General features: G+C 27.3%; 15 protein-coding genes and 1 tRNA gene. 11 read left to right on the top strand and 5 right to left on the bottom strand.

All coding sequences use genetic code 11. From position 1 onward, the window contains the following. Nucleotides 1–68 precede the first annotated feature (68 nt). From hisB to ACIJYA_RS06880, 7 genes are read left to right on the top strand one after another with little or no spacing between them, the layout of a single operon-like run. Nucleotides 69–659 carry an imidazoleglycerol-phosphate dehydratase HisB gene (gene hisB / locus ACIJYA_RS06910; RefSeq protein ID WP_435088346.1) on the top strand — a complete coding sequence of 197 codons (591 nt, stop codon included), beginning with the start codon at nucleotides 69–71 and terminating at the stop codon, nucleotides 657–659. A 5-nt stretch (nucleotides 660–664) separates the two neighbouring features. Then, nucleotides 665–1,291, top strand: coding sequence for an imidazole glycerol phosphate synthase subunit HisH (hisH, locus tag ACIJYA_RS06905; protein WP_435088344.1), 627 nt, complete (start codon nucleotides 665–667; stop codon nucleotides 1,289–1,291). 1 nt (nucleotide 1,292) lies between these two features. Beyond that, the gene (hisA, locus tag ACIJYA_RS06900) at nucleotides 1,293–2,018 is read left to right on the top strand and encodes a 1-(5-phosphoribosyl)-5-[(5-phosphoribosylamino)methylideneamino]imidazole-4-carboxamide isomerase (RefSeq protein WP_435088342.1); all 726 of its coding nucleotides are present in this window, start codon (nucleotides 1,293–1,295) and stop codon (nucleotides 2,016–2,018) included. Further along, on the top strand, nucleotides 2,011–2,766 hold the full coding sequence (gene hisF, locus ACIJYA_RS06895; RefSeq protein WP_435088340.1) for an imidazole glycerol phosphate synthase subunit HisF: 756 nt from the start codon (nucleotides 2,011–2,013) through the stop codon (nucleotides 2,764–2,766). The genes hisA and hisF overlap by 8 nt, the downstream gene beginning before the upstream one ends. Nucleotide 2,767: 1 nt before the next feature. After that, nucleotides 2,768–3,040, top strand: coding sequence for a phosphoribosyl-ATP diphosphatase (gene hisE / locus ACIJYA_RS06890; protein WP_435088338.1), 273 nt, complete (start codon nucleotides 2,768–2,770; stop codon nucleotides 3,038–3,040). Next, nucleotides 3,037–3,402 (top strand): histidine triad nucleotide-binding protein, encoded by a 366-nt coding sequence (locus ACIJYA_RS06885; protein ID WP_435088336.1) that lies wholly within the window; start codon nucleotides 3,037–3,039, stop codon nucleotides 3,400–3,402. Before hisE ends, ACIJYA_RS06885 begins: the two co-directional genes overlap by 4 nt. Further along, nucleotides 3,399–3,902 carry a GNAT family N-acetyltransferase gene (locus ACIJYA_RS06880; RefSeq protein ID WP_435088334.1) on the top strand — a complete coding sequence of 168 codons (504 nt, stop codon included), beginning with the start codon at nucleotides 3,399–3,401 and terminating at the stop codon, nucleotides 3,900–3,902. Before ACIJYA_RS06885 ends, ACIJYA_RS06880 begins: the two co-directional genes overlap by 4 nt. Here ACIJYA_RS06880 and ACIJYA_RS06875 read toward each other — a convergent pair. After that, the gene (locus ACIJYA_RS06875) at nucleotides 3,899–4,444 is read right to left on the bottom strand and encodes a LolA family protein (protein ID WP_435088331.1); all 546 of its coding nucleotides are present in this window, start codon (nucleotides 4,442–4,444) and stop codon (nucleotides 3,899–3,901) included. The two genes, ACIJYA_RS06880 and ACIJYA_RS06875, sit on opposite strands and share 4 nt — an antisense overlap. Then, nucleotides 4,444–6,528 carry a DNA translocase FtsK 4TM domain-containing protein gene (locus ACIJYA_RS06870; RefSeq protein WP_435088329.1) on the bottom strand — a complete coding sequence of 695 codons (2,085 nt, stop codon included), beginning with the start codon at nucleotides 6,526–6,528 and terminating at the stop codon, nucleotides 4,444–4,446. The genes ACIJYA_RS06875 and ACIJYA_RS06870 overlap by 1 nt, the downstream gene beginning before the upstream one ends. A 62-nt stretch (nucleotides 6,529–6,590) precedes the next feature. On the opposite strand from ACIJYA_RS06870, the gene ACIJYA_RS06865 reads away from it, so the two are divergent. Further along, entirely contained in the window at nucleotides 6,591–7,670 is a 1,080-nt protein-coding gene (locus tag ACIJYA_RS06865) for an FAD-dependent monooxygenase (RefSeq protein ID WP_435088327.1), read from the top strand. 1 nt (nucleotide 7,671) lies between these two features. Here ACIJYA_RS06865 and ACIJYA_RS06860 read toward each other — a convergent pair whose 3' ends face one another. After that, the gene (locus ACIJYA_RS06860) at nucleotides 7,672–8,310 is read right to left on the bottom strand and encodes an LON peptidase substrate-binding domain-containing protein (protein ID WP_435088325.1); all 639 of its coding nucleotides are present in this window, start codon (nucleotides 8,308–8,310) and stop codon (nucleotides 7,672–7,674) included. Between the two features lie 49 nt (nucleotides 8,311–8,359). Between ACIJYA_RS06860 and ACIJYA_RS06855 the strand changes: the two genes are divergently transcribed. From ACIJYA_RS06855 to ACIJYA_RS06845, 3 genes are all read left to right on the top strand, one after another. Then, nucleotides 8,360–9,214 (top strand): sulfotransferase domain-containing protein, encoded by an 855-nt coding sequence (locus tag ACIJYA_RS06855; RefSeq protein WP_435088323.1) that lies wholly within the window; start codon nucleotides 8,360–8,362, stop codon nucleotides 9,212–9,214. A gap of 81 nt (nucleotides 9,215–9,295) precedes the next feature. Continuing rightward, a tRNA-Gly gene (locus ACIJYA_RS06850) sits at nucleotides 9,296–9,370 on the top strand. Nucleotides 9,371–9,380: 10 nt separating this feature from the next. Continuing rightward, a complete protein-coding gene (locus tag ACIJYA_RS06845; protein WP_435088321.1) occupies nucleotides 9,381–9,725 on the top strand; it encodes a 4a-hydroxytetrahydrobiopterin dehydratase in 345 nt (114 codons plus the stop codon). Here the strand turns inward: ACIJYA_RS06845 and purH are convergent. Beyond that, on the bottom strand, nucleotides 9,715–11,250 hold the full coding sequence (gene purH / locus ACIJYA_RS06840) for a bifunctional phosphoribosylaminoimidazolecarboxamide formyltransferase/IMP cyclohydrolase (RefSeq protein ID WP_435088319.1): 1,536 nt from the start codon (nucleotides 11,248–11,250) through the stop codon (nucleotides 9,715–9,717). The genes ACIJYA_RS06845 and purH overlap by 11 nt on opposite strands. Continuing rightward, nucleotides 11,250–12,647 carry a heparinase II/III domain-containing protein gene (locus ACIJYA_RS06835; protein ID WP_435088317.1) on the bottom strand — a complete coding sequence of 466 codons (1,398 nt, stop codon included), beginning with the start codon at nucleotides 12,645–12,647 and terminating at the stop codon, nucleotides 11,250–11,252. Before ACIJYA_RS06835 ends, purH begins: the two co-directional genes overlap by 1 nt. Between the last annotated feature and the right edge of the window lie 183 nt (nucleotides 12,648–12,830).

Raw genomic sequence — 12,830 nt, 5'->3', positions numbered from 1 at the left:
TTTTGATACTTCAAGTGTTCATACTAATATTGATATAGGGTAATTATGTATGTATACCTTTGAAATATATGGTTAGAAAAGGAAAAGTATCCAGAAAAACTAAAGAAACAAGCATTAGTGTTGAAGTTAATATTGATGGAAAAGGCAAATACCAAATTGATACTGGTATAGGTTTCTTAGATCATATGCTTGAGCAATTATCAAAGCATTCTCTTATAGATTTAAAGGTAAAAGCAAAAGGTGATACTCACATTGATCTTCACCATACCACGGAAGATACAGGTATAGCTATTGGTGAAGCTTTAAAAAAAGCTGCTAAAAAATTTGTTGGGATCAAAAGATACGCACACAGAGTAATTCCAATGGATGAAACTTTAACTAGAGTTGCAATAGATGTTTCGAACAGACCTTATTTGATCTGGAAAGTAAAATTAAAAGTTGAGAAGCTTGGTGAGATGGACACAGAACTATTCAAAGAGTGGTTTCAAGCATTTTCACAATCAGCTGGTATTACAATGCACGTTGAAAATATTTATGGAGACAATAGCCACCACATCATCGAGTCTTGCTATAAAGCATTAGCAAGGTCATTGAGAGAAGCATTGGAGATGGATCCTAGAAGCAAGAAAAGTATACCATCGACTAAAGGCTCATTATAAGTTTAATGAACGTCACAATTGTTGATTATAATTCGGGGAACATAAGCTCAGTAATAAACTCTTTTAAGGAGGTTGCTAAATATAAAGTAAATATCGAGGTAACATCAAATTTAAATAAGATTAAATCCTCAGATAAAGTGGTATTACCAGGCCAGGGTTCGTTCAAGAGCTGTGTTGATGCGCTTAATAACATTAATGGTTTAGTGGATACATTAAATGAATTTGCAATTAATAACAAAAAACCTCTTCTTGGAATTTGTGTTGGGCTACAAATGTTTGCAGATATTGGTTATGAAGAAACAGAAACTAATGGTTTAGGCTGGATACCTGGAAAAGTTTCTAAAATTGATAATCAAAATAATAATTACAAACTTCCACACATTGGCTGGAATGAAATAAATATTGTTAAAGATAGTAAGATTTTTAAAAATATAGAAAATAAATCTCATATGTATTTTGTTCATAGTTATGAATTTATACCTGAAGATAACAGTGTAATTTCAGCAACAACAGATTATTCATCAAATATTGTATGTTCTGTTGAAAAGGAAAATATTTTTGGAACTCAATTTCACCCTGAAAAAAGTGATAAAACTGGATTGAAAATAATTGATAACTTTATAAATCTATAAAATGAAAATATTTCCTGCAATTGATATTAAAGATAAAAAGTGTGTGCGATTAGTTAAAGGGGACTTTGACAACAAAACTGAATATGAAATGTCACCTGTGGAACAAGCTAGAAAATACAAGGATCATGGTTTTAAAAACTTACACATAGTTGATTTGGACGGGGCTTTAACTGGAGAAACCATTAATCTTGATATTATTCAAGAAATAGTGAGTAAATTTGATATTAAAATTGAAATTGGTGGAGGTATTAGAAATTTTGAAAGTATCAAGAAATATACAGAAGCTGGTGTTGAGAAAGTAATTTTAGGAAGTGCTGCTATAAAAGATAAAATCTTTCTAAAAGAAGCTTGTGAAAAATTTCCAAATAAAATTGCTTTAGGCTTAGATGCTAAAGATGGATATCTATCTGTTTCAGGCTGGAAAGAAAATTCTAATCAATTAACTTTAGATTATTTAAAAGAAGTAAATGATTTTGGTGCAAGCAGGTTGATTTATACAGATATAAATAAAGATGGGATGAAGCAAAGCCCTAATTTTGATGAAACATCAAAAGTTGCTGATAATTCAAATTGTCCTGTAATCATATCTGGCGGAGTGTCTTCAATTGATGACATTAAAAAAGCTAAAGAATTAAATAATGAGAATATCGAGGGTATTATAGTTGGTAAAGCAATATACGATGGTGATATTAAATTAGAAGAATTAGTGAAGGAATTAGATGCTTAAAAACAGAATAATACCATGTTTAGATGTAAAAAATGGACGAGTTGTAAAAGGTATTAATTTTGTTGATTTAAAAGATGCTGGAGATCCAGTTGAGCAAGCTAAAATTTATTCTGAGGGCGGGGCAGATGAAATTTGTTTTCTCGATATTACTGCTTCCAATGAAAATAGAAACACTATTTACGAAGTAGTGGAGAAAACTTCCAAGAAATGTTTTGTTCCTTTAACTGTTGGAGGAGGAATTAGAAGTGTTGATGATATTAATAAATTATTAAATTATGGTGCTGACAAAATATCTATAAATACTGCGGCGGTTCAAAATTCAGAAGTAGTAGTTGAAAGTTCTAAGAAATTTGGTTCACAATGTATTGTTGTTGCAATAGATGCAAAAAAAAATGGAGATAATTGGGAAATTTTTACTCATGGAGGAAGAAATAATACTGGAATTGATGCAATAGAATTTGCCAAAAAAATGGAGGATAGTGGAGCAGGAGAATTATTAGTAACATCAATGGATAGAGATGGTACTCAAGTTGGTTATGACATCGAACTAATGTTAAAGATATCATCTAAAGTAAATATTCCTGTGATCGCTTCTGGTGGAGTTGGAAATCTTGATCATTTAGTTGACGGAATTAAATTGGGAAATGCAAGTGCAGTTTTAGCTGCATCCATATTTCATTATGGAAAATATTCAGTAAAAGAGGCCAAGGAATATCTGGATTCAAAAGGAATTCCTGTTAGAATTTAGTATGTTTAGTACATTAGAAAATTTAATAAAACTCGCAAGAGAAAGAAAATCAGCACCTGTAGAAGGGTCTTACACAAACAAGTTACTTACAGACAAAGCTCTAAGTAAAGCTAAAGTTTTAGAGGAAGTTAATGAGTTAATCGAAGCGATTGAAGAAGATACAAATAAAATACATGAAGCGGCAGATATATTTTATCATTTATTGATGTACTTAGAAGCTAATGATGTGAAAATTGAAGAAGTGATGCAGGAATTAGAAAATAGAAAAAAATGAGTTATGATGATAGCAACATCTTTGCAAAAATTTTAAGGGGAGAGATACCTTGTAATAAAATTTATGAAGATGACTTTGTTTTGTCTTTTCATGACATTAATCCTCAAAAAAAAATTCATGCTTTAGTCATCCCTAAAGGGAAATATGTTGATTTGGATGATTTTAGTTTAAATGCCTCTCCAGAAGAGATGATTGGGTTGCTTAAGGGTATAAACATAGTAGCCAAAAAGCTAGGTATTTCAACAGAAGTAGGCAAAGGCTATAGGGCACTGACCAATATAAGTGATGATGGTGGTCAAGAGGTTCCGCACTTACACTTTCATTTATTTGGAGGTGAAAAAGTTGGAAAAATGGTTGAGTGACAGAAGAAGTTAAAAGAAATTATTTAGAAATAAATTCAATTCAAGATCTTAATGAGGTTATCGAACCTAATGGAGATTATTCTTTAAATTTATTAGAGCCAATAAATTTTCAGCTAAATAAATTTTTTTATAAAAATATTGGAAAAAAACATAAATGGATTGATCGATTAATTTGGACAGAAACTCAATGGATAGATTATGTTTCTAATAAAAATGTTGAAACATATGTTTTTAAATTTAAAGATGACTTAGCTGGCTTCTTTGAACTGATATCTCACAGTGAAAAAAAAGAAGTTGAGATTGCCTATTTTGGTTTGTTAGAAGAATTTCAAAATAAAAAGCTTGGATCATATTTATTGTCTCAAGCAATCCAGAAATCTTTTAAAGAAAGTGTTAATAGAGTTTGGGTTCATACATGCTCTCTTGATCACAAAAATGCTTTAAATAATTATATTGCTAGAGGTATGAAAATATTTAAAACTGAAGTTATAAGAGTCTAGTTTTGAGCTGGCAGTTTAAATAAATCTTCATCAACTTCTTGATTTACCTGAGTTGAGGAAAGATAAGTAACATTTACATTTTGATAAATATCTTTTGTCTGCCACCCAACTAAATTAAAGTTTTTATCATCAAAAAAAATATTTATTTCACTGTCATTTTCTACTATTTCAAAATTTATGTATGTTTTATCTATTATTCTTTCATTTAAATTTTCAATTTTTTTAATTAAAAAATTTTTATTTAATATTAAGTTTAGTGGTGTTTTATTTAAAGGATATCTATAAAAGCTAGTCCTAGTTTTGATGACTAAAGATTTGCCATTAGAAACTAATATTTTGTTATTTTTAATATATTTACAATAAATTTTTTTTGGATATTGAATTGTACAATTTCCATTTTCTATTTTTCCATCTATATTTTGTTCAAACTTAAAATTTAGGTTTTCAGTATTTTTTAAATTTTCTATTATTTTATCTTTGTTATCTGCCTGACTATTAGAAAATAAAATTAAGTAGATAAAAATAAAAAGATATTTAAACATTATAGAACATCTCTTTTGCCAACATGATTTGCCTTACTAACAACTCCATCAGCCTCCATCATGTCAATAATTCTTGCAGCTCTATTGTAGCCAATTTGAAGTTTTCTTTGTAAAAATGATGTAGAGGCTTTACCTTCTGATTGAATAATTTCTAATGCCTGTTGATACAATTCGTCTTTATCACCCTGACTTTGGCTATCATTAATCTCTTTTTCGTCTGCAAAGTTTAATATTTCATCTATATAATCTGGTTCAGCTTGAGCTCTTAAAGAATTATTAATTTTTTCAATTTCATTATCTGAAACAAATGGTGCGTGTATTCTAACTATTCTATTAGCAGAGGACATATAAAGCATATCTCCCTTACCTAGTAATTGTTCGGCGCCTTGTTCTCCAAGTATAGTTCTGCTATCTATTTTTGAGGTAACCTGAAAAGATATTCTGGTAGGGAAATTAGCCTTAATAGTACCGGTAATGACATCAACACTTGGTCTTTGAGTAGCCATTATTATATGAATCCCAGCTGCTCTAGCCATTTGAGATAATTTTTGAATATAATTTTCAATTTCTTTACCAGCAACCAGCATCAAGTCTGACATTTCGTCAACAACGACAACTATATAAGGCATAGGCAGTTTATGCTTAGCATTATATCCATCAATGTTTCTAACACCTTCTTTCGTCATTAATCTATATCTGCTTTCCATTTCTTTAACGACCCAACCAAGAACAGAGGCTGCTTTTTTGGCTTCGGTAATTACTGGACAAAGTAAATGTGGAATACCCTCGTATGTTGACAGCTCAAGCATCTTTGGGTCAATTAAAATGAATTTACATTTATCAGGTGTGTGCCGATAAAGAAGAGATAAAATAATTGTATTGATGCAAACCGATTTTCCTGATCCTGTGGTCCCTGCAATAAGAAGATGGGGCATAGAAGCTAAGTCACCAACAATTGGCTTGCCAGAGATATTTTTACCAAGAGCTATTGGCAATTTAATGTCTTTTTTCTTGAAGTCTGCATTGGCCAAAATTTCACTTAAATAAACATTTTCTCTTATGTTGTTTGGAAGTTCTATCCCAATAGTATTGCTTCCTGGTATAGTAGCAATTCTTGCTGACTCAGAACTGGTGTTTCTTGCTATATCATCTGATAAATTTATTATTTTAGAAACTTTTACTCCAGCCGCAGGCTCAAACTCATTAAGAGTTACCACAGGACCATGACTAACTTTTTTTATATTTCCGCTTACACCAAAATCCATTAGTATTTTCTCTAAAAAACCTGGATCGTGAGTTTCATTTTTTTCAAAATTCTCCCTTTCCTCTTTTGTTGGAATTTTCAGTAAATCGAGACCTGGTAATTTAAATTTTATTTTTGTTTCAGATTTATTTTCACTTTTTATAAATGGCAAATCTTCTTGAATAAGGTTTTTAATTTCATCTTGTGGAATGTATTCATTAATTATTTCACTTTTATCAGTGTAATTTTTGTTATTTTTTTCACCAATAAAATGAAAAATTTTTTTAATAAAATAAAAAATTTTATTTAGATTAAAATTAATACTTATTAGAAAAAAGATTGTAATAATTAAAATTAAAATATAAAAAAAAATATCTTCATACATTGATATTAAGGATCCAAGGAATGATTGATTTAAATATATCCCAACAAAACCACTTATACCATTTATATATAGTGAATACGTATCAGAATAATAGTGTTCAAAAAAAAGTGTTCCAAATATTAAATATAAAATTGTATAGAAATTATTTTCAATAAATAAAAAAAAAACCTTCTTTATTGAAATGTTAATACCAGTAATCATAAGTGTAAATGGAATTAAATAAGCTGTTAGCCCAACTGATTGAAAAAATAAATCAGATATAAAGCTACCCTGAAAACCCATTAAGTTATCAATTTTTGTATTTTCAGGAAAAATGAAATTTGGATCATTTGGTGAATATGTTATTAGTGCTAAAAATAACATTGCACCTATTAAAGAAATTAATACCCCAAAAATTTCTACCAATCTATTAATGGCAAAATTAAGCAATAAATAAGCAGTTTTTTTAATATTCATACAAATGAATCAATTTAATCACTTTGTATCATCTAATTTTTATTGTTAAAATTAAAAATATTATGACAGTTTGTATACTTGGCAATGGTTTAACAGCCTTAACTTTGGCTAAGGCACTTGTTAACTATAAAATTGATGTTGTTGTACTTTGCGATAAAAAAAATTATAAAATTAGCGATACAAGAACAATTGGAATTACGAAAAATAATATTGATTTTTTTAATAACAACATCATCAATATAGGAAAACTTATTTGGAAGCTAAAAAGAATAGAAATTTTCTCAGAAAATTTAAAACAGGAAAAATTAATAAATTTTAAAACAAATAATGACCAACTTTTTTCAATTCTTAAAAATAATAAATTACATCAATTACTGAAGAAAAAATTATCAAAAAATAAATTTTTCAGAAAAAAATTTATCAATAAAAAAAACCTTTCTTTTCTGGATAAGTATGAACTTGTAATAAATTGTGACTCATCTAATTTTATTACCAATCGATATTTTAGTAAAAAGATAGTTAAAAGATATAATAGCAATGCGTATACGACCATAATTACACATGATCAAATTTCAAATGATACTGCTTTTCAAATTTTTACAAAAAAAGGACCTTTAGCCTTTCTACCTCTTTCGAGTAAAGAAACATCCATTGTATACTCTGTTCATAATTCGAGTAAGCAAAAAAAGGAAAATATTGAACAATTGATAAAAGAAAAAAATTTTAAATATAAAATTAGAAATATAGAAAAAATTAGTAGTTTTGAGCTAAAATCATTAATTCTGAGATCTTATTACCATAATAATATATTGGCATTTGGAGATTTACTTCATAAGATTCACCCTCTAGCAGGCCAAGGTTTTAATATGACAATTAGAGATATTAAAATTCTTCTTGAGATCATTAGAGAAAAACTAGATGTTGGTTTGCCACTAGACAGTTCAGTAAATTCTGAGTTTCAAAAAAAATTGAGACATAAAAATTTTATTTTTACAAATGGCATAGATTTAATTCACGAATTTTTTAATATTGAGAGAAAAATGAAAACTAATTTCTTAGGTAAGTCAGTTAAATTTATCAGTAATTACCCTCCTATAAATAAAATATTTACAAAAATTGCCGATAGAGGTGTTTTATTTTAGTTTATTGAAGAGTTGTGTTATTAAAAATATCGTGTGTGTAGGTGCTTAAAATTTCAGCAATTTTATTTTTTCTAATATTAAGATTTTCTGCTTCTAGCAAAAATTGTTTCTCCTCAAGAGAAAATGGTGAAGCCATTGCTAAAGCATTTATCGCTTCATCTAAACTTTGTTTTTCTAGTTCTTTCCAATTTATAATGAATCCTCTTTTTTCAAATAATGATTTTAAATCTTTAAAAATTAATTCAAGGTCAGAAAATTTAAGCTCTTCTTTTTTATCATCAAGATCATGATTAAAACGTGCAAAGTTAACCTCACATTCTCTGTATTTTTTTGCTGATTTTATTTCATTAACAATTTCAAACCTAATTAATCCTTTAAGTTCTATCAAATAAGTTCCATCATTTGTTTCTTTAAAACTTATTATTTTACCTAGACACCCAATATTGTGCAAGCTAGGCGCAGTCAAATCATTGGTCACGCCTTTTGGCTGAATCATTCCAATAAATTTATTTGATCTCATGCTGTCATTTATCATATCTATATATCTTGGTTCAAAAATGTTTAATGGAACTATAGTTTTAGGAAAAATTATAAAATTACTTAGAGGAAAAATAGGTAAAAGTTTAGGTAAATTTTTCATATAAAATAAATTATTAAAACTATTATTAATCATCTATAATATTTATACAATGATTTTCTGGATTTCATCTTATCCCAAAAGTGGAAATACGTGGCTTAGAATTTTGTTAGCCTCTTATTATTATACTAAGGATGGAATTTATAATGAAAATGTTTTAAAAAATATTGATCAATTTCCACAAAAAAAATTTTTTAATAGATTTAATTATGATTCAAGAATACCTACTGACACAATTAAATTTTGGATAAGAGCACAAGAAAAAATTAATCAAGATAAAAAATTAAGATTTTTTAAAACTCATAATGCTTTTGGAGCAGTGAATAACTTTGATTTTACAAATAAAGAAAACTCTATTGGTTGTATCTATGTTGTAAGAGACCCTCGGAATGTGATTACATCACTTAAAAATTTTTATGAGATGAACTATGATCAAGCATTCAAATGGATTACTAATAAAAATCAATATATATATGATATAAATAAATTTGAAGAAGATGGTTTTAGTGATTTTCAATTTATTGGTTCATGGGATACTAATTTTGAGTCATGGAAAATACAAAAAAAAATACCAATTAAGATAATTAGATATGAAGATTTATTAAATGAGACATATGTAGTACTTACAGATGTTATTAATTTTATTCATAAGACCATAAATAGTAAAGAAAAGATATTTAAAGATAAAATCAAAAATGCTGTAAGTTCATCATCATTTTCAAAACTTAGAGAGAAGGAAGCAAATGAAGGTTTCTCAGAAGCACCTAAGTCAAAAGTTAGAGATAAAAAAATTCCTTTTTTTAATTTAGGGCCAAAAAATAATTGGAAAAAAATTTTAGATGAAGATCTTAAAGATAAACTAAATAATATTTTTAAAAAAAAATTAGAGGAATTATCTTACAAATAATCTTGATGTGCATGACGTACTTTCAACTTTATTTCTTGCTAAATTTACAAAAAGCCTCTATTTTATTTACTAGTATAACATGCGGGCATAGCTCAGTGGTAGAGCGTCTCGTTGCCAACGAGAAGGTCGAGGGTTCGACCCCCTTTGCCCGCTCCATAATTCAAATATGATTGATCTTTTAAATAAAAAATGTGTACCTTGTGAAGGAGGTGTGTTGCCGTTTGATATTTCTGAAATTCATAAATATCAAAAAAAGGTTGATGATTGGGATATTTTTACAGATGAAAAAAAAATTTTTTTTTTAAATAAAAAATTTAAATTCAAAAACTTTTTAGATAGCCAAAACTTTATTAATAAAGTTGGACAAATTTCAGAAAACGAGGGTCATCATCCTGATATATCTTTTGGGTGGGGTTATGCAGAAATAAAAATTACAACTCATGCAATTGAAGGGTTGTCTGAGAATGATTTTATTTTAGCTGCAAAAATAGATCAAATAATCAATGCCTAAAATGTCTAGTTTTGGAAAAGACTAAAATTGTATTAGTTTCGTTTGCAAAATTAATAACTTCTTTGTCTCTAATAGATCCTGAAGGTTGTATAACTGCGGTAATACCTGACTGAACTAATTTTTCAATTCCGTCAATAAATGGGAAAAAAGCATCTGATGCAGCAACCACTTCATCTTCAGTACTTATAAATTTGTTCATTTTATCTATTGCAATTTGACAACTATCCAAACGACTTGGTTGTCCAGATCCAATTCCTACTGTGGTTTCATTTGCTGCAAGAACTATCGCATTAGATTTTACATAGCGACAAATATTAAATGCAAAAATTAGATTTTTCATCTGTTTTGAAGTTGGTTTTTTTTTAGATACAATTTTAAAATCTTTATTGCTAAATTTAATTAAATCTTCTGTTTGTACTAATAATTCTTCATTTGAAGATATAAACCTTAATATTTCTTTTAAAGAATAATTGGTAGCATCAATTAATCTTAAATTTTTTTTCTTCTTTAATAATTTTAATGCCTCCTTATCAAATCCATTTGCGATAATAACCTCAAGAAATAATTTATTTAATTCTATTGCTAGATTTTTATTAATTTTAAAATTACATGATACTATTCCTCCAAAAGCACTAATTGGATCACATGCTAGTGCACATTTATAGCTTGTAAGATGATTTTTATTTATTGAAACTCCACATGGATTAGCGTGTTTGACTATAACTGTTCCAGTGTTTTTTGGTAATGATTTTGAAATAGTTAAAGCTGAAAATATGTCATTATAATTATTATAACTTATTTGTTTTCCATGAATTTGATTTATGTTCATAGAGCTATTTTTTGAATATATGCCACTTTTTTGATGTGGATTTTCCCCATAACGTGGAGTTTCAATAAGGTTTGTATGAAAAACTTTTTTCTTAGGAAAAATTACATTATTTTTCTTATTAAAATAATCAGAAATAACCGAGTCATAATAAGCAGTTTCGGTAAACGCAATTCTAGATAACTTTTCTCTAAACTTTAGTGATGTTGAGCCTTTATTTTTTTTTAATTCTTCAATAAGTTCCTCATATTGATCTGAAGAAGTAATAACTGTTACATCTTGATAATTTTTAGCTGCTGATCTAACCATTGTTGGTCCACCTACATCGATATTTTCAATTATTTTTTTGTGATTTTTTGTATTTTTCAAAGTTTTTTCAAATGGGTAAAAGTTTACGACAACTAAATCTATATTTTCAAAATTATTATTTTTAAGATCCCTTAGATGAATTTTATTTTTCCTTTTGTTTAGAATTCCTGCATGAATTTTTGGATGAAGAGTTTTTACTCTTCCTTCTAAAATTTCAGGTGAATTTGTAAATTCTGAAACTTCTAAGCAACTGAATCGTAATTTTTTAATTTCTTTATAAGTACCACCTGAACTAATAATTTTAATATTATTTTTTTTTAAAGAATTAAGAAGTGGTTTTAAATTTTTTTTATTTGATATAGAAATGAGCGCTGTTTTTATTTTTTTCATTATATCTTAGTAATTTCCCATTTTATAGTTTGAGTCTCATTTTGGTTTATTCCAGATATACAAATGTTTTGATTTTCTTTGTATGAATTTTTAATACCTAAATATATTCCATTATCAATATTTATATCAAAATTATCACAATTAAATTTCCAACCTTCATCCTCTAATTCTATCAGAATTGATTTATTATCCTGAGTTTTCATTACTTTTGTTGCAGGGTTTAGATGAAATCTAATATCAAACTTAATATGTTTAGAATTATCTTTCCTTAGTAATTTATCAAAACCAATAAATTTCATTTGCTCTGGATAAAATTCAATTTCTCTTTCATGTATAGCCTTAAATTTTCTTAGGTAGCCATCATGTGAACCAGATATTTTCCAATAGTTTTTTTCAAATACCACGTTTTTTTTAATTATATGAATACCTTTTTTAACAATTAGGTTAAATCTGTCTAATTTTCTATAATCGCAAGAAGAATGATCTTCAATCGATAAAGTGCTTTGTAAGGCTGTACTTTTTGAAAGTTTATTTAAACTGTTTTGTTTATTCGCGAAGTACCCTGAATTAGTTATTAGTTTTTTTCCATTTGATATAATTTCAAATGAAAGAGCTCCAGATTGATAAAATTTTGAAAAATTTTCACTTGGACTATTTCCAATATCCATAGACAATATAATCTTCTTATTTTTAAGAATAGCATAACCTGCAAGTTCTTTATTTTCATTTTTAAATACATATCCAAATCTTTTTAGATATTGATCAAACTCATCATTATTTGAAATGTAATTGCCATTAAATAAGAGATCTTGATTAATATTCTGCCAAATAAAAGCATAACTTTGACCAAGATAATATATTGTTTCATCTATATATTCAGGAATTGTATTTTGAGACTCTTTGAACCACTCTCTAATTATAATAAAATATTTTAAGTATAAGACTAATTGTTTTATATCTCTTGATTTTGGAAAACCTTGATTATTCAGTGATGATTTAATTATTTTTTTTAAAAAATTTAACCCAGTAATAAGATATTTATTATCTTCTTTATATACCAGTCCTGTTAAAATAATTGCAGCACACCCAATAATTTTATTTTCAACTTCTGATAAATTTTTTATTTCATTTAAAAGATGGTTTGCCTGTTTTTGAATGCTTTGATTGAATTTCTTTTTAAAATCTTCTTCACAACTCTCATAAGTCAATTGATGATTTGATAACCAGGAAATTATTCTTTTAGAGGTAATGTCAAAATCCCAACCTTTATTATTATAGTGATTGTTCTTGTTTATCCAATTACTGATAACTGTTTGGGTGGTCTTTTTTGACGATTTTAGATCTAAACTAAAAAACCAAAAAAAATTGTTTAACTTTTTGAATTCTTTATTATCCAAGTTGTTTTGCCAAATAGTTTCTAGGGCAAAGTCTTCAATTTTATATTTTTTTTTTGATATTTTACTATTGAAGATAGTAAGTAGGGACTTGGTTTGTAATAAAAGGTAATATCTTTAGTTTTAGATATTTTTTTATCGTAAAAATTGGAGTTTTGATAAAATTGTTTTAAACTTAATTTTAAG

Source organism: Candidatus Pelagibacter bacterium nBUS_29 (genome assembly GCF_051200905.1).
In the GTDB taxonomy this organism is placed as follows: Bacteria; Pseudomonadota; Alphaproteobacteria; order Pelagibacterales; family Pelagibacteraceae; genus Pelagibacter.
Note: the sequence above shows the minus strand (reverse complement) of the source record. Positions and strands in the feature narration are given on the sequence as shown.